Raw genomic sequence first — 18,348 nt, 5'->3', positions numbered from 1 at the left:
CCCCGATCGACGGGGGAGAGGAAAGGCGCCAGGGTTAGCCGCGGCTTAGCCTGGAAACGTTGAGGCACTGACCTCGCCTGATTTCCTCTCCCCCGTCGATCGGGGGAGAGGTGGCCCGAAGGGCCGGAGTGGGGGTCGATCCTCCGCGCAACAAGAATCTGCTGGAGCAGAACCCATGACCAAGCTCGACCCCGCCATCAAAGTTCGCCACGAGCCGATGCGCATCGCCGGCAGACGAGTCGATGCCGACGGCGTCGTCGAGGTGCGCTACCCCTGGAACGACACCGTCATCGGCACCGTTCCGGCCGGCCGCGCCGATCACGCCCGCCAGGCGTTCGAGATCGCCGCCGGCTACAAATCGAAGCTGACCCGCTACGAGCGCCAGCAGATCCTGTTTCGCACGGCGCAAGCGCTGGCCTCGCGCCGCGAAGAAATCTCCGATCTCATCACGCTCGAGCTCGGCATCTCCAAGACGGACTCGCTCTATGAGGTCGGCCGCGCCTATGACGTGTTCACGCTGTCGGCACAGATGTGCATCCAGGATGACGGCCAGATCTTCTCCTGCGACCTCACCCCGCACGGCAAGGCGCGCAAGATCTTCACCACCCGCGAGCCGTTGAAGGCGATCTCGGCGATCACGCCGTTCAATCATCCGCTCAACATGGTCTCGCACAAGGTGGCGCCGGCGATCGCCACCAACAATTGCGTGGTGGTCAAGCCGACCGAACTGACGCCGATGACGGCGCTTCTCTTGGCCGACATTCTCTATGAAGCCGGTTTGCCGCCTGAAATGCTGTCGGTGGTGACCGGCTGGCCGGCCGATATCGGCAACGAGATGATCACCAACGACAACATCGACCTGATCACCTTCACCGGCGGCGTGCCGGTCGGCAAGATGATCGCCCGCACCGCCGGCTACAAGCGCCAGGTGCTGGAGCTCGGCGGCAACGACCCGCTGATCATTCTCAACGATCTATCGGACGAGGATCTGGCAAAGGCGGCGGACTTGGCAGTGGCCGGAGCGACAAAAAACTCCGGCCAGCGCTGCACCGCGGTCAAGCGCATCCTCGTCCAGGAAAGTGTCGCCGACCGCTTCGTGCCGCTGGTGCTGGAGCGGGCGAAGAAGATCCGCTTCGGCGATCCGATGGACCGCGCGACCGACCTTGGCACCGTCGTGCACGAGAAGGCGGCGGCGCTGTTCGAAGCCCGCGTCCACATGGCTGCCGAGCAAGGCGCCGACATCCTCTACAATCCGGGTCGTCAGGGCGCGTTGCTGCCGCCAATCGTCGTCGATCGCGTGCCGCATACATCCGAGCTGGTCATGGAAGAAACCTTCGGGCCGATCATCCCGATCGTGCGTGCGCCGGACGATGACGAGGCGTTGATTGCGCTCTCCAACTCGACCGCCTTCGGCCTGTCGTCGGGCGTCTGCACCAACTCTTTTCCGCGCATGCAGAAATACATCGCCGGCCTTCAGGTCGGCACCGTCAACATCTGGGAAGTGCCGGGCTATCGCATCGAGATGTCGCCCTTCGGCGGCATCAAGGATTCGGGCAATGGCTACAAGGAAGGCGTCATCGAAGCGATGAAGAGCTACACCAATGTGAAGACATTTTCGCTGCCCTGGTCCTGACCGGACGGCATAGACGGATAGAACAATCGAGGGAGCGTTCGCCGCTCCCTCATTCGCATTTCGGAGACCATGATGGCCGCGATATCTGAACTTGTGCACACCGAAGGCGATTCCAACACCACAGCGGCTCGCGGTCGCTGGGATGCCGGGCAGGGCGATCCGCGGATCCGCGGCCTGCTCGATCGCGACGCGGCCGCCTTCATGCACCAGAGCCTGTCCAGCCCCTGTTTGTCGACGATCGCCAAGGCGCAAGGCATCTGGATCGAGGACACCGCCGGTCGCCGCTTCATGGATTTCCACGGCAACAGCGTCCATCACCTCGGCTATGGCCACCCGAGGCTTGTGGCCGCCATCAAGAAGCAGCTCGATGAGCTCTGCTTTGCGCCGCGCCGCTTCACCTGTGAGCCCGCCGTCGAACTGGCCGAGAAGCTGGCGGCATTGGCGCCCGGCAATCTCGGCAAAGTGCTGTTCACCACCGGCGGCTCGGACGCCATCGAGGTCGCGCTGAAGATCGCCCGCGCCGCGACCGGCCGCTTCAAGACGGTGTCGTTCTGGGATGCGTTCCATGGCGCCGGCTTCGGCGCAGCAAGCGTTGGTGGCGAGGCGACCTTCCGCTCGCACATATCAGGCCCGATGATGACCGGCACCGAGCACGTCGCGCCTTGGGACGGCTATCGCTGCCCCTATGGCCACGATTCCCTGGAAGCATCGGGCCTCGCCTGCGCCAACATGATTGCCTACGTCCTTGGCCGCGAGCAGGACGTGGCGGCGGTCGTCGCCGAACCGATGCGGGCGACGCCAAACCCGCCGCCGCCGGGCTTCTGGAAGCGGGTGCGCGAGGCCTGCGACCGGCACGGCACGCTCTTGATCTTCGACGAGATCCCGACCGGCCTTGGCAAGACCGGCAAATTCTTCGCGCACGAGCATGATGATGTGACGCCTGACATCGTCGTCCTCGGCAAGTCGCTCGGCGGCGGCGTCCTGCCGATCGCCGCCATCATCGCGCGCCGCGATCTCGACGTCACCGGTGGCTTCGCGATCGGCCACTACACCCACGAGAAGAACCCGGTGACGACCCGCGCCGCATTGACGACGATCGACATCATCCTGGAGGAAGGGCTGGTCGAGCGCGCGGCCGAACTCGGTCGGCACATGCTAGGGCGCATGCAGCACCTGATGGCGCGCTCGCCCCATGTCGGCGACGTCAGGGGCAGGGGACTGATGGTCGGCGTCGAGCTCGTCGAGGATCGCGATACGCGCCAGCCGGCACGCGATCTCGCCGAGCGCGTCTTCTATGCTTGCCTTGAACAGGGGCTGAGCTTCAAGATCAGCCAAGGCAACGTGTTGACGCTGTCGCCGCCGCTGGTCATTTCGAAAACCGACCTCGACGGCGCGCTCGACATCGTCGAGCGCACGGTGCTGGCGGCCTGACCGTGAAGGCCGTGCGCACCGACCGCGAACTCGAATGTCCCGGCATCGACGCCGGCTTGCGGGCGAGGGGGGTCGAACTGGTGACGCTGCCGGACGGCATCCCCGAAGCTGATCTCATGCAGGCCGTTGCGGACGCCGATCTTTTGCTGATGTGCTACACGCCGATCACCGCACGGGTGATCGAGGCGGCTCCCAGATTGAACGGCATTGTCAAATATGGCGTCGGCGTCGATGCCATCGACATCCCCGCCGCGATGCGGCGTGGCATTCCCGTTGTCAACGTGCCGGATTATGCTGAGGAAACCGTCGCCGAAGGCGCCTTCGCGCTGATGATCGCGCTGGCCAAGCGGCTGCCCTCCATCACCGCGGCGGTGTCACGTGATGGTTGGATCTGGCCCGAGCAACGCTGGCTGGGGCGCGACATGTCCGGCGCCACGCTTGGGCTCGTCGGCTGCGGCAAGATCGGCCGCAGCATGGCGCGCATGGCAGGCCAAGGATTTCACGCGCGCGTTCTCGGCTTCGATCCCGGTGTCGATGTCGCAACCATGCGCACCGCCGGCATCGAGAAGGTAGAAGACCTCCACGTCATGCTGCGCGCCTGCGATTTCGTTTCCCTCCACTGCGTGCTGAACGACAGGACGCGCGGCTTGATTGGTGAAGCCGAGCTCGCTTGCCTGAAGCCTTCCGCTATCATCGTCAACGTCTCGCGCGGCGCGCTGATCGACGAGGCCGCCCTTGTCGAGGCGATCATCTCGGGGCGCATCGGCGGCGCCGGGCTCGACGTCTATTCGGTCGAGCCGCTGGCCAAATCGGGCCATCCGATGAGCGCGCTGTTCGGCCGCGACAACGTCATCCTGTTTCCGCATCTCACCTTCTTCACGCAGGGGGCCATGCGCCGGCTCGAAGACGACACGCTCGCGCGCTGCTTCGAAATTCTCGAAGGCCGGCCGGTTACCGTTCGTTCGTTCGACCCGCGGCTGCGGGCGCAGACATCTGGGGTTTCATTCGGCTGACCATCACCATCTCTGCAGCCAATCGCGGGCCTTCCGCGAGGCCGGAATCGAAGCCAGGCCAGCGTTGCGACAGTTCCATGACAACTATCAGGTAAAATTTGCCTCTCATAAAATAAATAGATTTTACTTATCGATCGTCAGTCCCCAAAGTCGGCACAACGACGAGATCGAACGGTGCCGCATAAAGGCTCCGGCCTACAGGCGAGATCGTCACAGTGCATCGCAGAATGTGCCATCAATCACAGGGGAACTGAGCATGAAATCGCAAAAGGCAACCATAGCTATGGCCTTCGCCGCGTCGCTGTTGGCGTCGTCGGCTCTTGTCGGACCGGCACTCGCCGACGGCGTCGTCACCATCTATTCCGCCGACGGCCTGCATGACGGCAATGGCAGCTGGTTCGAGACCGAATTCGCCGCCTTCACCAAGGCCACCGGCATCACCGTGCAGTATATCGAGGCAGGTTCCGGCGGCGTCGTCGAGCGTGTCGCCAAGGAAAAGTCGAATCCGCAGGCCGACGTGCTGGTGACCTTGCCGCCCTTCGTGCAGCGGGCCGCGGCTGACGGCCTGCTGCAGGACTACAAGCCGGAAGCCGCCGACCAGATCGATGGCGGCACAGACAAGTACCGGCCGCTGGTCAACAACTATATGAACTTCATCTACAACAGTGCCGTCCTTCCGGAAGCGCCAAAGGCCTACAACGACCTGCTCGACCCGAAGTTCAAGGGCAAGATCCAGTATTCTACCCCCGGCCAGGCCGGTGACGGCACCGCCGTCATGCTGCAGATCATCCACGCCTTCGGCAGCGAGGATGCCGGCTTCGAGTTCATGAAGAAGCTGCAGGACAACAATGTCGGCCCCTCCGCTTCGACCGGCAAGCTGACCGCGCTGGTCAACAAGGGTGAGCTGCATGTCGCCAATGGCGATCTGCAGATGAACATGTCGCAGATGGCCGACAATCCCAATATCAAGGTGTTCTGGCCGGCTGGACCTGACGGTGTGCGCTCCACCTTCGCGCTGCCCTATGAAATCGGGCTGGTCACCGGCGCACCCAACGCAGACAACGGCAAGAAACTGATCGACTTCCTGCTCTCCAAGGAAGCCCAGTCGAGCATCAGTTCCGTTGCGCTCGGCATGCCGGCTCGCAAGGACGTCAAGCCGGATGACGCCAACTTCGCCAAGGCGCAGGAGGCGATGAAAGGCGTGACCATCTGGTCGCCGAACTGGGACGACGCGCTGAGCAAGCTGCCCGATTATGTCAAGCGCTGGAACGAAGCGACCGGAAGTTGATCCGCAAGGGAAACCCGGAGGACCACGCCATGTCGGCCGCAGCCTTTACTGGTACCAGTGTCATGGACATCGACGCCGCGAAGGTTCGCGGCGCCGGCTCCAATGTCCATTTCGACAAGGTCAGCGTTGCCTATGGCGCGCATGTCGTCCTGCATCCGCTGACCCTGGATATCGCACCTGGCGAGATCCTGGCGATGATCGGCCCATCCGGCTCCGGCAAGACGACGGCCTTGCGCGCCGTGGCCGGCTTCGTGCGACCCGCCAGCGGGCGGATCCGCATCGGCGCCACCGATGTGACCGATCTGCCGCCCTACGAGCGCGGCCTCGGCATGGTGGTGCAGAACTACGCGCTGTTTCCACATATGCGGGTCGAGGACAACGTTGCCTTCGGCCTCAGAGCACAGGGCGCCGACAAGGCGCTGATCGGCGAGCGGATCAAGGATGCGCTCGGCACTGTCGGCATGTCGGCCTATGCCCGGCGCTATCCGCGCGAGCTTTCGGGCGGCCAGCAGCAGCGCGTGGCGATTGCGCGTGCCTTGGCCGTGCGGCCGCGCGTGCTCCTGCTCGACGAGCCGCTCTCGGCGCTCGACGCCCAGATCCGCCGCAACATGGTCGAGGAGATTGCGCGGCTGCACCGCAGCCTGCCCGGCCTGACGATCCTCTATGTCACCCACGACCAGACCGAGGCACTGACGCTTGCCGACAAGATCGCCATCATGCGCGACGGCAGGGTCTGTTCGCATGGACCGACGACCGAACTCTACCGCCGCCCGCCAAACCGTTTTACGGCCGAGTTCCTCGGCCGCGCCAATCTTCTTCCGGTAACGGTTGCCGAGGTCGTCGGGCCGAAGGGATTTGCCACGGCAAGGCATGGTGACGCGCTGCTGACCGGCGCCGGCCGCAACGAGAAGGCCGGCGACAAGAGCCTGCTCTGTATCAGGCCGCAGCATCTCAGCCTGACCGCCGACAGCGACCATACCAACCGCATCGTGGGCACGCTCCAGGAAGTGCACTGGCAGGGCGAACTGACCCATCTCGTGCTCGACGTCGACGGCACGCCGGTGCGTGTCTCGGCGACCAGGCTGCCGATCGCCTTGCCCGAACCCGGCGCCAAGGTGCCGCTGTTCTTCGCGCCCGCCGACACCTCGCTTCTCCCGGAAGACGCCGGTGTCTGAGGCGGTCGCCATCCCTGCGCCGGCGATGAAGCTCTCGTCGGGTAAATTGTGGATAGTGCCACCGGCGGCCCTGCTGGCGCTGCTGTTCTTCTATCCGTTGGCACTGATTGCCCGCCAGGCCTTCCTCGACGACAGTGGCGTCACCAATGTCGCCGAAGTCATCCGCGTGCTGCATTCGCGCTTCTTCCTCAACGCGCTGATCAACACGGTGTCGATCTCGGTCGCGGCGACGGCCGGATGCCTGGTCGTCGGCCTCGTGCTGGCGCTGATTCTGGCCTTCGTGCCGGTCCCCGGCAGCGGCTTCATCGCCCGGCTGATCGATACCTTCATCGCGCTGCCGACATTCCTGGTGACGCTTGCCTTCACCTTCCTCTACGGCTCCGCCGGCATGCTTAATGCCGGGCTGATGGAGACCTTTTCGCTGCCGCTGCCGCCCGTCGATTTCCTCTATTCCGCGTGGGGTGTGATCCTGGCCGAGGTCACTGTCTACACACCCTTCATCCTGCGGCCGCTGCTCGCCGCCTTTTCGCTGGTCGACCGAGGCCAGATCGAAGCGGCGAGCGTGCTCGGCGCGCGGCCGTTTCGCATCGTTCGCCAGGTCATCCTGCCGGCGGCAATCCCGGCACTCATCGCCGGCGGCAGCCTGTGCCTGCTGTTGACTGTCAACGAATTCGGCATCGTGCTGTTCATCGGCGCCAAGGGCGTCATCACCCTGCCGCTGCTGATCTACGGCAAGGCGATCCAGGAATCGGCCTATCAGGTCGCCTGTATCATCGCCGTCGTCAACATCGCGCTGTCACTCGGCCTGTTTGGCCTCTACCGTTTCGCCGCCGGCCGGTTGGGAGCCTAGCCTATGCTGGTCTGGTCACGCTCCGGTCGTCTTGTCCTGTGGGTGCTCTTCGCACTGATCTTCGGCGTGCTGTTCCTGGCGCCGCTCGCGGTCATCCTCCTGTCCAGCCTCGCCGACCAGTGGAACGGCGTGCTGCCCAACGGCCTGACGACGGAGCACTACACCGATGTCATTTCCGGTGCCGCCGGCAGAGCGGTCAAGGCCAGCCTGGTCACCGGCTTCCTGGCCAGCGCGCTGGCGCTGGTCAGCGGCACCTGGGCGGCCCTGTCGCTGCGCCTCCAGGGCCATGCCTTGCGGCGGCTGCTCGGCCTTTTGTTCTTCATCCCAAGCGCGGTCCCTTCGGTGTCTGTCGGCCTTGGCCTGCTGGTTGCCTTCAGCCATCCGCCGCTGCTGCTCAACGGCACGATCGCGATCGTCATGATCGCGCATTTCGTGCTGATCTCGGCTTTCACCTTCGGCAATGTCTCGGCTGGACTGGCGCGGCTGTCGCCCGACTTCGAGCAGGTGGCATCGAGCCTCGGCGCTCGCCCGGCCTACCGGCTTTGGCACGTCACACTGCCCTTGCTCGCACCCTATCTGGTCGCCGCCTTCGGTCTCAGTTTCGCGCTGTCGATGGGGGAACTCGGCGCCACCGTCATGGTCTACCCGCCGGGTTGGGTGACGCTGCCGGTCTCGATCTTCAGCCTTACCGATCGCGGCGACATCTTTGCCGGTGCGGCACTGACAATGATCCTGGTCGTGGCGACGCTGGTTCTCTTGCTCGGGCTGGAGCGCATTACCAAGCGCGCTACCGGCTCGTAGGACTTTCCCGAGTCTCAGCCCTGCGCCGGCCTGCGTTCGACGATGTAGATGTGGTCTGCCGCCAGCACCACGTCGCCGCGCTGGTTGATCACCTCGCACCGCTCGATCACCCGTCCTGAACCCGGCCGCTTGGGATCGTCTTCCTTGACCGCGATGGTGGTGCGCGTGCGGATTGTGTCGCCGATGAACACCGGCTTGATGAAGCGCAGCCGGTCGTAGCCGTAGGAAAAGGCGACAGGGTTAACGACGCTCGCGGTCAGCCCGATGCCGACCGAGAACACCAGCGTGCCATGCGCGATGCGCTGGCCGAATGGCGTCGTCTTCATGTACTCGGCGTCCATGTGGTGCGGAAAGAAATCGCCGGTGTGGCCGGCATGGACGATGAAGTCGGTCTCGGTGATGGTGCGGCCGCTTGTTAGGCGCGACGCGCCAATCTCGTAATCCTCGAAATACTGGATCTGTTCCATCAGGGTCTTTCCGCAATCGGCGTCGCCGGTGCCGCGCTCGACTGATACGCCGCCTCGACCAGCGCCATAGTGCTCCAGGCATCTTCGACGGGGCTTATCAGCGTATCATCTTCTCCGGTCGCAAAGCGCTGGACATTGGCCATGCGGCCGACGAAGGCATCGGGAAACCACTCGCCGGCCAAAGGCACGGCGATCCAGTCCGTTCCGCCCTTCGGATAGATCTCCAATACATCCGGTTCGCCTGTGGGATAATCGAGGTTGAGACCCAGCTTGAGATAGGCGGCACCCTCTGTGCCGCAGATGCGGAACTCGCAGGCCTGATGCCGGCGACCGAATTTGTGGTCGTGGTTGATCGACAGCGCGCAACGCACGGTGTCGCCATAGTCGAGAATGGCGCTGGTGCGTGTCTGCGCCACCTTATGGTTGGGATGGCCGAGCGTCTTGGCGTGCACGCCTCTGGGGTCGCCGAGCAACTGCCGGATCAGGTCGAGATAGTGGATCGAATGCATGGCGATCTCGACGCGCGGTGCCTTGAGCAGGAATTCCCAAAGCTCCCATGGTGTCGCCAGCGCCAGCCAGGCGTCGAAGTCGACGATCTCGCCGAGCCAGCCCTTGCCGATGGCATCCTTCAGCGCCAGCATCATTGGCGCGAAGCGCAATTGGAAATTCACCGCCGCGTGCAGCCTCCTGGCGCGGCAGATTTCGAGGATCGCGGTCGCCTCGGCAAGATTGCTGCCCATCGGCTTCTGGATCAGCGCCACCGCGCCGTCAGGCAAGGACTTCAGCACATCGGCATGATGCGACGGCGGGGTGGCAAGGTCGAAGATCGCGCCCTCGACAGCAGTCGCTTCTTCGACCGAGCCAAAGGCCGTCACGCCCCATTGGCTGGCCAGCTTTTCAGCCCTGACATGATCAGGATCATAAAGCCCGGCAACCGGAAAGCCGGCCTTCCGGTAGGCTGGGAAATGCGCGTCGCCGACGATCGATCCCGCGCCGAAGGTGACGATCGGCCGGGGTCTTGAGGGTTTTGGCCAGGATTGAACGAGCAAGGCAGGGTCGAAGCCGCCTTCAGTCATGATGGAAGACCTCATCCATCTCGGCCCACCACTCGCCCTCCTTGCGGGTCGCCAGCGGCTCCTGGCAGGGCATGCAGACGGCCCACCATTCCTGCGTCTTCGGGTCGGCCGCCATCTTGGCCATGTCGGCGGCATAGTCGGTGCCGTGGTATTCAAAATAGGAAAACAGCAGGTTCTCCGGCCGCTTCAGGTAGATCGAATAGTTCTTGATGTTGCAGGCCGAGATCATGGTCAGCACGCCGGGCCAGACGGCGGCATGGAGCCGAACATACTCATCGACCTTTTCCGGCTTCAGCCCCAAAACCATACCCATCCGCTGCATATCAGTTCCCCTATTTGGTGATCGCCGTGGTGAATTCGGCGATGCTCATGGCCTTGACCGCGTCCCAGTCCCAATCGATGCCGATGCCCGGTTCGTCGGGCGCCAGCGCCTGGCCATCTTCGATGCGCATGCGCTTGCCGGTCAACTGGTCGAGCTGCGGAATGTACTCGACATATCGACCGTTCTGAACAGCGCAGGTCAGGCTGACATGCAGTTCCATCAGGAAATGCGGGCAGACCGGAATGTCGAAGGCCTCTGCCGCGTGCGCGATCTTGAGCCATGGCGTGATGCCGCCGATGCGGCCGACATCGACCTGCACGATCGAACAGCCGCCTTTCTGCATGTATTCGCGGAAATGGCGGATCGAGTAGAGCGACTCGCCGATGGCGATCGGCGTCGGCGTCGAGTTCGACAATCGCACATGCCCGTCGATGTCGTCTGCCGGCAGCGGTTCCTCGATCCAGGCGAGGTCGAGCTCACGCAGCCTCGCAGCGCGCCGGATCGCTTCGTCGACCGAAAACCCCTGATTGGCGTCGGTCATGATCTCGTAGCCGTCGCCGACCGCCTTGCGCACCGCCGACAGGCGGGCAAGATCCTCCGACCCGTGCGGCCTGCCGATCTTGACTTTCGAGCCGCGAAATCCCTTCGCCTTGGCGGCCAGCGCATCGTCGACCAGCGCCTGCGTCTCGATGTGCAGCCAACCGCCTTCGGTGGTGTAAAGCGGACAACGATCCTTGGCGCCGCCGGCCAGTTTCCACAAAGGCAGGTTTTGCTTCTTGGCCCGCAGATCCCAGAGTGCTGTATCGATGGCGGCGATCGCGATGGCGGTGATGGCACCGATGGTCGTGGCATGGGTGGCGAATTCGAGATCGTGCCAGATCGCCTCGATCATGTCGGGATCGCGGCCGATCAGGCGCGGCACCAGATGGTCCGAGAGCAGCCGCATCACCGACGAACCGCCGGTGCCGATCGTGTAGCTGTAACCGGTGCCGACCGCACCGTCGGAATCGGTGATCGTGACGATCGGCGTTTCCTGGCTGACGAAGCTCTGGATCGCGTCGGTGCGCTTGACCTTGGGCACAAGGTCCACCATGCAAAGGTCGACTTTCTCGATTCTGGCCATGCCGATCAGCTCCGCAATGTCTTTCCGGTCTCAGTGGCAAACAGATGCGCCTGCGACATGTCGAGGCTCATGGCGACCCGCTCGCCCGGCCGCAGTGGCCTCGGGTTCAGCATGCGCGACACCCAGTCCGTGCCGTTGAATTCAACGAACACCAGCGTCTCGTTGCCGAGCGGTTCGGTGACCGTGATCGGCAGCTCGATCTGGTGGACATCGGCCGCGCCACCGGAACTGATGCCATGGCCGGTCGGGTAGATGTCGTCCGGCCGCAGCCCGAACACGACCTTGTCGCCGGTCGCGACATTGGCCTTGAACTGGCCGGGCAGCGGCAGCTTCTCGCCGCTGGCGAAAACCATCTGGCCGTCATCGATCGTCGCCTCGTGCAGATTCATCGGCGGTGAGCCGATGAAGCCGGCGACGAAGCGCGTCGCCGGCCGCCGGAACACCTCGTCGGGCGTGCCGACCTGTTCGATATGACCGTCGCGCATGATGACGATGCGATCGGCAAGCGTCATCGCCTCGACCTGGTCGTGGGTGACGTAGATCACTGTCGACTGCACCTTGGCATGCAGCTTCTTGATCTCGGTGCGCATCTGCGTGCGCAATTTGGCGTCGAGATTGGAAAGCGGTTCGTCGAACAGAAACACATCGGGGTCGCGCACGATGGCGCGGCCCATCGCGACGCGCTGGCGCTGACCGCCGGACAGTTGCGACGGGCGGCGGTCGAGCAACGTGTCGAGGCCGAGGATGGCCGAGGCCTCGGCGACGCGGCGGTCCATGTCTTCTTTGGCGGCGCCGGCGATCTTCAGGGAGAAGCCGAGATTCTCGCGCACCGTCATGTGCGGATAGAGCGCATAGGATTGGAACACCATCGAGATGTTGCGCGAGCGTGGCGGCAAATCGTTGACGATGCGTCCGCCGATCTCGATCGAGCCGGCGCTGATTTCCTCCAGCCCGGCGATCATGCGCAGCGTCGTCGACTTGCCGCAGCCGGACGGGCCGACCAGCGCAATGAACTCGCGGTCGGCAATGTCGAGATCGATGCCGTGCACGATCCCAATAGTGCCGTAGCGCTTGGTCAGCTTGGTGAGGGTAACGGTTGCCATGGGATCAGCCTTTCACCGCGCCGGAGGTCAGGCCGCCGACAAGGTGTTTCTGGACTATGTAGGTGAGGGTGAGCGCCGGGATGATCATCACCACGGCCAGCGCGCACATGCCGCGCCAATCGATGGTGAACTCGGCCGTGTAGTCGAGCAGGCCGACCGGCAGCGTCTTGGCGCTCACCGAGCGGGTCAGCTGCGAGGCCAGCGCGAACTCGTTCCAGCAGGTCAGGAAGGCGAAGATCGCGGCCGACGCAATGCCCGGTCCGGCGAGCGGAAACTCGACCTGCCAGAACGCCTGCCAGCGGGTGCAGCCATCGATCTGCGCTGCTTCCGCGAGGTCCTTGGGCACCTGGCGGAAGAAGCCGTCGATCAGCCAGATGGTGAACGGCACGTTGAGCGCGACATAGGCGAGGATCAGCCCGAAATGGGTGTCGATGATGCCGAGCCGCACATAGAGGAAGAACAGCGGCAGCGAGAGCGCGATGCCCGGCACGGTGCGCGTCAGCATCAGGCCGAGGAAGACGCTCGATTTACCGCGAAAACGATAGCGGGCGAACGCATAGCCGCCTGCCATGCCGATGGCCACCGCAATCACCGTCGAGGTCACCGAGATGATCAGCGAGTTGCGGAAATATTCAATCACCGGGATGCCGCCCTTGCCGATGCCTGAGAACATCGCGACATAGGCGTCGAACGAAATCTCCTGTGGGATCCACACCGGTGGCTTTGCCATGATCTCGACCGTCGGCCGCAGCGACGACAGCACGATCCACAGGCCCGGCAGGCAGATGGTCAGCATCGCCAGGAACAGGCCGATGCGATAGATGATGCCGAGCAGCCGGCGCTTCAGGCGGGCGGAAGAATTCTCGTCCATCTTCACCACTCCGCACCGATCTGCGTGCGCGCCGCGGCGAGCTTGTTGAAGAAGTAGACGGTGAAGGCGATCGACAGCAGGATCGAAAAATAGGCCATGGCGTTGGCCATGCCCATGCGCCCGTCGCTGTAGGCGGTGCGGGCCACCAAGGTCCATAGCAGTTCGGTGCGGCCCGCCGGTCCGCCATCGGTCATGATCTTGACGATGTCATAGGCGCGCGCCACGTCGAGCGAACGGATGGTCATGGCGATGTAGGCGAAGGGCATGACGAATGGCCACGTCACATAGCGGAATGTCTGCCACGGCGTGCAGCCGTCGACCCGCGCCGCCTCGATCGGCTCCTTGGGCATGGCGAGCAGACCGGCGAGGATCAGGATGGCGAAGATCGCCGTCGACGACCAGATCTCGGCGATCGAGATGGCGATGAAGGCGAGATGGCCCTCGATCAGCCACGGTATGGCGTCTCGCGTGATGCCGAGCGACTGCAGCGCATTGTTCACCAGGCCGATATTGTCGTTGAACATGAACTTGAATTGGAAGCCGACCAGGATCGGCGAGAACATCATCGGAAACATCATCAGCGTGCGCAGGATGCGCTGGCCGCGCGTCGCCTTCTCGACGAGCATGGCGAGGCCGAGCCCGAGCAGCATTTCGAGATTGAGCGCGATGGTCAGCAGCAGAACCGTGCGGCCGAAGGCCCACCAGAAGTCGGTGTTGGACAGGATCGAAAGATAGTTCCGGATGCCGATGAAGACGTAGAACGTTTCGGGCCGCGTCAGGCGGAACGGGGTGAAGCTCGAATAGAGCGACAGAAGCAGCGGCACCACCACCACCGCCGCCAGCACGATCATGGCCGGAAGCAGCAGCAGGAATGGCGCGGATGGCTTGAAGCCCTTCATCAGAATCCTTGAGTGTTTGTATTTGGACGGCGGTGCGTTGGCTGGGCGCGAAGGGTTAGCGTAAACCGCTGGCATCCCGCGCAACGCGATCGCCTCCCCCATTGCTGATGGGGGAGGCAGCCCTGGGAGCCGTTGCTAGAGCTTGCCGGCGTCCTGGAGGATTTGTGTCGCCTTGGCGGCGGCTTCATCCAGTGCCTGCTTCGAGGTCTTGTCGCCGAGGATCGCCGCCTGCAGCTCGGGATAGACGGCGTTCGAGATCTCGATCCATTCAGGCGTCTGCGGCACGGCGAAGGCGTGCTTGGCCTCTTCCTGGAAAGCGGTAAGAACCTCCTTCTTGTAAGGATCGTTTTCGGCCTGCTTCAAATCCCAGTCCCAGACCGCGGTGCGGGTCGGCAGCGGGCCGGCGGCGGCCTCGAGTTTCTGGCTGTCCTCGTTGGTCAGCCACCAAACCAGGGAAGCCGCGGCCTCCTTGTTCGGGCAGTTCTCGGTCACCGAGAAGCCATGGAAGCCGGACCAGCCGGTGCGCTTGCCGGACGAACCCTTCGGCGCGACTTTGACGCCGACATTGCCGGCGACCTTCGACGACTTCGGATCGTTGAAGAAGCCGGCCCAGCCCGGCCAATCCAGGTTGATGGCGACAGTGCCGGACGCAAAGCCCTGGCCGAGATCGTCCCAGAGATAGTTGGTGGTGCCGGCCGGCACGGCCTTGGCCTTGTAGAGGTTGACGAACCAGTCGAGCGCCCGGATGCCGGCCTCGGAGTTGAAGACCGGCTTGCCGTCCTTATCGAGATATTCGCCGCCCTCGGCGACGACCATCTCGTAGAAGCGGCCGTTGATCGCCTCTTCCTTGCCGGCGAACTGGGTGCCGTAGAAATTGGGCGGGTTGGCGAAGAACTCGGCCTGGTCGGTGACTTCCTTCCAGGTGTCCGGCGGCACCAGGTCATAGCCGTATTTCGCCTTGAACTTGGTCTTGTTGTCGGCGTTCTCGTACAGGCTCTTCTGGTAGTAGAGCGCCGAAACGTCGAACTGCGCACGCGGCAGCATCTCCAGCTTGCCGTCGATGGTTGCCGCCTTGATCGTCGACGGCACGAAGGCGTCGATCTCTTCCTTCGGCAGCAACTTGCTGAGGTCGGTGTAGAGGCCGGTATATTGCGGCGCGAAGGAGGAATGGTTCCAGCCGACGCACCAGTTGTTGCTGCCCGAGGCGATGTCCGACTTGAGCTCCTTGTCGATGTCGAAGCCGTTCTTCTTGGTCAGGATGTTGACCTTGGCGCCAGTCGCCTTCTCCCATTCCGGGATCCGTTCGTAGAGCTTTTCATATTGCTGGCCGCCGATCAGCTTCACGTCGACGGTCACGCCTTCGAACTTGCCGGGCAGGTCGCCGGCAAGAGCAGCGCCTGCACCTGACGCGAGCAACAATGCGCCGGCGCACACGCCGGAAAGCAGTCTGTTCATTGGTATCCTCCCTTGGCGCCGCCTTCGCGGCGACCGCAACTCGTCTGATGACAAGAAGTGCTACATTCATATACAAACAAAACATTCATAGACACGTCAAGGCGAAATTTGTTTCCGCCGCGCACGTTCCTGCGTATATGAAGGGCGAAATTCACTGGAGGATGAGCCCATGGACGACAGCGAAGACGAGCGCTATCGCGCGCCGGCGCTCGACAAGGGGCTCGATATCCTTGAACTGCTGGCGGGCGTCGACGGTGGCCTGACCCAGGCCGAAATCGCCAAGAAACTCGACCGCAGTCCCAACGAATTCTATCGCATGCTGGACCGGCTGGTGCGGCGTGGCTACGTCACGCGCCTCGACGGCGACCGCTATTCGCTGACGCTCAAGCTGTTCGGCCTGGCACAGCTGCACGCGCCGGTACGGCGGCTGGTCTCCTATGCGACGCCGCTGATGCGTGAGCTTGCCGAGACATCGCAGCAGGCCAACCAACTCGTTGTTTTTGATCGTGGTTCTGCCGTCGTCATCGGTCAGCAGGAAGCACCGAACTACTGGGGCATATCGATCCGGGTCGGCTCCCATATCAGTCTATTCGATACCGGCTCGGGACATGTGCTGCTCGCCTTCCGCTCACCGGAAGAGCGCCAGATGATGATTTCCGAACACGTCCGCAGCACCGACAAGACGGCGCAATCGAGCGAGTTCTTCACCCGTCTCGACCAGATCCGCGACCGTGGCTACGAGATGATGGCTTCGATGCAGACAGCCGGCGTCTTCAACCTGTCGGCCCCGGTGCGCAGTTCCGACGGCAAGGCGATCGCCGCGCTGTCGATTCCCTACATCACGGTGGTCAACGCGCCTTCCGCACCCGATATCACCAGGACAATCGAACTGTTGCTGGCAACGTGTGAAAAGCTGTCGCACCTTGCTGGATCAGCAGTCGGCTCATCGGTGTGAATTCTTATTTGAATGAAGAATTCTCTCGTGAGATGATTTGAAAAGCCAGAGGGAGGAGCCTCGCCATGATCATCGACACCCATCTTCACCTCATCGATCGCTCGGCCCTGCGCTATCCCTGGCTCGCCGACGTGCCGGCGCTCAACCGCGATTTCTCTTATGAAGACTACGCGACGGAGGCGCAGCGTGTCGGCGTCGAGCGCGTGCTGCATATGGAGGTCGATGTCGATCCGGCCGACATCGAAGCCGAGACGGCTCGTGTGGAAGGACTGTCACGGCAGCCCGGCAGCATGCTGGCCGGGGTGATCGCGTCCTGCCGTCCTGAGGAAGGAGACTTCGCGGCCTATCTCGAACGGCAGCGGGCAAACCCGTTCGTAAGGGGCTTTCGCCGCGTCCTTCATGTCGCGCCCGACGAGCTCTCGGAAGGTGCGGTGTTCCGCGACAGCATCAAGCGGCTTGGCGGCACCGGCCTGACCTTCGATCTCGTCGTGCTGCCGCACCAGATTCCCAAGGCTATCGTGCTTGCCGACCTGGCACCCGATGTGACGTTCGTCCTCGACCATTGCGGCGTGCCCGACATCAAGGGCAACAGGGAACATCCATGGCGCGAGCATATGAGCGAGATCGCCCGGCGCCCGAATGTCATGGCCAAGATTTCCGGTGTCGTCGCCTATGCCGATGCCGGCAGCTGGACGGTCGAGACGTTGCGGCCGTACGTCGAGCACACCATCAATTCATTCGGCTGGGACCGCGTCGTCTGGGGCAGCGACTGGCCGGTCTGCACGCTAGGCGGCGGCCTGTCGACCTGGGTGGCGGCGAGCCATGCATTGCTGTCAGGCTGCAGCATTGACGAGCGCGACAGGCTGTTGTCCGGCAATGCCCGCAAGCTGTGGCGGCTCGACTGACAAGTCCTTTCAGATGGTTGCCGAGACGTGCCGTTCGCGGCCATAGAGCGAAACCAGCAGCACGATGACGAAGCCGAGCGCGGCCTGCACCGCCGCGGGCTGGAAGCCGAGGCCGATGAGCAGCGTGTTGATCTCGGTCAGCACCAGCACGCCGGCGATCGTGCCGAGATAGCTGCCCCGACCGCCGACCAGTGCTGCGCCGCCGACAACGACCGCTGCGATGGTCTGGAACAGATAGGGCTGGCCGACATCGCCATAGGCCGAGCCGGTGAAGCCGAGCAGCAGCACGCCCGCGACAGCGGCGAAGAAGGCGCTTGCTGCATAGGTGATGACCCACATGCGAACCGGATCGATCAGCGCCAGCGGCGCCGCTCCCGGATTGCTGCCCAACGCATAGAGCCGGCGGCCATAGGGCGTCCGCTCCAGCACCAGCACGACCAGCGCCGCCAGCACGACCAGGCTTGGCACCAGCCACGGCACCGGCAGCGGGCCGGCCGATCCGCCGATCGAGACGAAGCTGGAAACCGCTTGTGGCGCGGAGCCTGACGGGAAGCCGGCTGTCCACAGCAGCACCAGCCCTTGCACGACCATGCCGATTCCGAGCGTGACGATGAGCGGCTGGATGTCGAGGCTGCGCGAGATCAGCCCGTTCAGCCCGCCGATGACGAGCGCCAGCGCGCCGACCAGGCCGCAGACGAGAAAAAAGTTCCAGCCATCGCCATAAAGCTGCGCCGCCACAACATTGGCAAAGCCGATGACGAAGGGGATCGAAAGGTCAATGCCGCCCATGACGACGACCAGCGTCTGGCCAATCGAGGCCACGGCGAGCAGCGAGGCGAGCACCAGCATGGCCCGTATCGCAAACGGCGCCGAGTAGCCGGGAATGAGAATTGTGCCGGCAAGGTGCAGAAGGGCGGCGACGCAGAAGGCGCCGACGACACGGGCGTTGGTTGTCGCGAAGAGGTTTTGGCGCAAAACCAT

18 protein-coding genes are annotated in these 18,348 nt (G+C 63.6%); 9 read left to right on the top strand and 9 right to left on the bottom strand.

Features of this window, described 5'->3' with window-relative positions; translation table 11 throughout:
• The first annotated feature begins 175 nt into the window (after nt 1-175).
• From phnY to M729_RS0131420, 7 genes are all read left to right on the top strand, one after another.
• Entirely contained in the window at nt 176-1,633 is a 1,458-nt protein-coding gene (phnY, locus tag M729_RS0131450) for a phosphonoacetaldehyde dehydrogenase (RefSeq protein ID WP_027163930.1), read from the top strand.
• A gap of 72 nt (nt 1,634-1,705) precedes the next feature.
• Complete coding sequence (locus M729_RS0131445; RefSeq protein WP_027163929.1) at nt 1,706-3,064, top strand: aspartate aminotransferase family protein; 1,359 nt, start codon at nt 1,706-1,708, stop codon at nt 3,062-3,064.
• A gap of 2 nt (nt 3,065-3,066) precedes the next feature.
• Nucleotides 3,067-4,077 carry a C-terminal binding protein gene (locus M729_RS0131440; RefSeq protein ID WP_013533036.1) on the top strand — a complete coding sequence of 337 codons (1,011 nt, stop codon included), beginning with the start codon at nt 3,067-3,069 and terminating at the stop codon, nt 4,075-4,077.
• Nucleotides 4,078-4,333: 256 nt separating this feature from the next.
• Nucleotides 4,334-5,365, top strand: a complete 1,032-nt coding sequence (locus tag M729_RS0131435) for a 2-aminoethylphosphonate ABC transporter substrate-binding protein (protein WP_013533035.1) — start codon at nt 4,334-4,336, stop codon at nt 5,363-5,365.
• 29 nt (nt 5,366-5,394) lie between these two features.
• A complete protein-coding gene (locus M729_RS0131430) occupies nt 5,395-6,540 on the top strand; it encodes an ATP-binding cassette domain-containing protein (protein ID WP_084652776.1) in 1,146 nt (381 codons plus the stop codon).
• Nucleotides 6,533-7,390 (top strand): 2-aminoethylphosphonate ABC transporter permease subunit, encoded by an 858-nt coding sequence (locus M729_RS0131425; RefSeq protein WP_027163927.1) that lies wholly within the window; start codon nt 6,533-6,535, stop codon nt 7,388-7,390. Before M729_RS0131430 ends, M729_RS0131425 begins: the two co-directional genes overlap by 8 nt.
• Before the next feature lie 3 nt (nt 7,391-7,393).
• Entirely contained in the window at nt 7,394-8,191 is a 798-nt protein-coding gene (locus tag M729_RS0131420) for an ABC transporter permease subunit (protein ID WP_013533032.1), read from the top strand.
• Nucleotides 8,192-8,205: 14 nt separating this feature from the next.
• Here the strand turns inward: M729_RS0131420 and M729_RS0131415 are convergent, their stop codons facing one another.
• From M729_RS0131415 to M729_RS0131380, 8 genes are all read right to left on the bottom strand, one after another.
• Nucleotides 8,206-8,661, bottom strand: coding sequence for a MaoC/PaaZ C-terminal domain-containing protein (locus M729_RS0131415; protein ID WP_027163926.1), 456 nt, complete (start codon nt 8,659-8,661; stop codon nt 8,206-8,208).
• Nucleotides 8,658-9,734, bottom strand: coding sequence for a Gfo/Idh/MocA family oxidoreductase (locus tag M729_RS0131410; RefSeq protein WP_013533030.1), 1,077 nt, complete (start codon nt 9,732-9,734; stop codon nt 8,658-8,660). Before M729_RS0131410 ends, M729_RS0131415 begins: the two co-directional genes overlap by 4 nt.
• Nucleotides 9,727-10,056, bottom strand: coding sequence for an L-rhamnose mutarotase (locus tag M729_RS0131405; RefSeq protein WP_013533029.1), 330 nt, complete (start codon nt 10,054-10,056; stop codon nt 9,727-9,729). Before M729_RS0131405 ends, M729_RS0131410 begins: the two co-directional genes overlap by 8 nt.
• Before the next feature lie 10 nt (nt 10,057-10,066).
• Nucleotides 10,067-11,179 (bottom strand): mandelate racemase/muconate lactonizing enzyme family protein, encoded by a 1,113-nt coding sequence (locus M729_RS0131400; RefSeq protein ID WP_013533028.1) that lies wholly within the window; start codon nt 11,177-11,179, stop codon nt 10,067-10,069.
• Nucleotides 11,180-11,184: 5 nt separating this feature from the next.
• The gene (gene ugpC / locus M729_RS0131395) at nt 11,185-12,282 is read right to left on the bottom strand and encodes a sn-glycerol-3-phosphate ABC transporter ATP-binding protein UgpC (protein WP_013533027.1); all 1,098 of its coding nucleotides are present in this window, start codon (nt 12,280-12,282) and stop codon (nt 11,185-11,187) included.
• A 4-nt stretch (nt 12,283-12,286) separates the two neighbouring features.
• On the bottom strand, nt 12,287-13,153 hold the full coding sequence (locus M729_RS0131390; protein ID WP_013533026.1) for a carbohydrate ABC transporter permease: 867 nt from the start codon (nt 13,151-13,153) through the stop codon (nt 12,287-12,289).
• Nucleotides 13,154-13,155: 2 nt separating this feature from the next.
• On the bottom strand, nt 13,156-14,052 hold the full coding sequence (locus M729_RS0131385) for a sugar ABC transporter permease (protein WP_013533025.1): 897 nt from the start codon (nt 14,050-14,052) through the stop codon (nt 13,156-13,158).
• A gap of 135 nt (nt 14,053-14,187) precedes the next feature.
• Nucleotides 14,188-15,507 (bottom strand): sugar ABC transporter substrate-binding protein, encoded by a 1,320-nt coding sequence (locus M729_RS0131380; protein WP_013533024.1) that lies wholly within the window; start codon nt 15,505-15,507, stop codon nt 14,188-14,190.
• A gap of 169 nt (nt 15,508-15,676) precedes the next feature.
• Between M729_RS0131380 and M729_RS0131375 the strand changes: the two genes are divergently transcribed.
• Together M729_RS0131375 and M729_RS0131370 are read left to right on the top strand one after the other, a co-directional pair.
• Nucleotides 15,677-16,462: an IclR family transcriptional regulator gene (locus M729_RS0131375; RefSeq protein WP_013533023.1), complete on the top strand. Its 786-nt coding sequence runs from the start codon at nt 15,677-15,679 to the stop codon at nt 16,460-16,462.
• A gap of 65 nt (nt 16,463-16,527) precedes the next feature.
• A complete protein-coding gene (locus M729_RS0131370; protein WP_027163925.1) occupies nt 16,528-17,367 on the top strand; it encodes an amidohydrolase in 840 nt (279 codons plus the stop codon).
• A gap of 9 nt (nt 17,368-17,376) precedes the next feature.
• On the opposite strand, the gene M729_RS0131365 is transcribed toward M729_RS0131370, so the two are convergent.
• Entirely contained in the window at nt 17,377-18,348 is a 972-nt protein-coding gene (locus tag M729_RS0131365) for an ABC transporter permease (protein ID WP_027163924.1), read from the bottom strand.

This window comes from Mesorhizobium sp. WSM1293, assembly GCF_000513875.1.
Taxonomy (GTDB): Bacteria; Pseudomonadota; Alphaproteobacteria; order Rhizobiales; family Rhizobiaceae; genus Mesorhizobium; species Mesorhizobium ciceri.
The sequence above is the reverse complement of the archived record's forward strand: the minus strand, read 5'-3'. Positions and strand labels throughout refer to the sequence as shown.

Bases quoted from the DNA above. Each gene is read 5' to 3' on its own strand.
- phnY (WP_027163930.1), top strand. From the start codon at position 176: ATGACCAAGCTCGACCCCGCCATCAAAGTTCGCCACGAGCCGATGCGC.
- M729_RS0131445 (WP_027163929.1), top strand. From the start codon at position 1,706: ATGGCCGCGATATCTGAACTTGTGCACACCGAAGGCGATTCCAACACC.
- M729_RS0131435 (WP_013533035.1), top strand. From the start codon at position 4,334: ATGAAATCGCAAAAGGCAACCATAGCTATGGCCTTCGCCGCGTCGCTG.
- M729_RS0131430 (WP_084652776.1), top strand. From the start codon at position 5,395: ATGTCGGCCGCAGCCTTTACTGGTACCAGTGTCATGGACATCGACGCC.
- M729_RS0131420 (WP_013533032.1), top strand. From the start codon at position 7,394: ATGCTGGTCTGGTCACGCTCCGGTCGTCTTGTCCTGTGGGTGCTCTTC.
- M729_RS0131410 (WP_013533030.1), bottom strand. From the start codon at position 9,734: ATGACTGAAGGCGGCTTCGACCCTGCCTTGCTCGTTCAATCCTGGCCA.
- M729_RS0131405 (WP_013533029.1), bottom strand. From the start codon at position 10,056: ATGCAGCGGATGGGTATGGTTTTGGGGCTGAAGCCGGAAAAGGTCGAT.
- M729_RS0131400 (WP_013533028.1), bottom strand. From the start codon at position 11,179: ATGGCCAGAATCGAGAAAGTCGACCTTTGCATGGTGGACCTTGTGCCC.
- ugpC (WP_013533027.1), bottom strand. From the start codon at position 12,282: ATGGCAACCGTTACCCTCACCAAGCTGACCAAGCGCTACGGCACTATT.
- M729_RS0131390 (WP_013533026.1), bottom strand. From the start codon at position 13,153: ATGGACGAGAATTCTTCCGCCCGCCTGAAGCGCCGGCTGCTCGGCATC.
- M729_RS0131385 (WP_013533025.1), bottom strand. From the start codon at position 14,052: ATGAAGGGCTTCAAGCCATCCGCGCCATTCCTGCTGCTGCTTCCGGCC.
- M729_RS0131380 (WP_013533024.1), bottom strand. From the start codon at position 15,507: ATGAACAGACTGCTTTCCGGCGTGTGCGCCGGCGCATTGTTGCTCGCG.
- M729_RS0131375 (WP_013533023.1), top strand. From the start codon at position 15,677: ATGGACGACAGCGAAGACGAGCGCTATCGCGCGCCGGCGCTCGACAAG.
- M729_RS0131370 (WP_027163925.1), top strand. From the start codon at position 16,528: ATGATCATCGACACCCATCTTCACCTCATCGATCGCTCGGCCCTGCGC.
- M729_RS0131365 (WP_027163924.1), bottom strand. From the start codon at position 18,348: ATGGTTTTGCGCCAAAACCTCTTCGCGACAACCAACGCCCGTGTCGTC.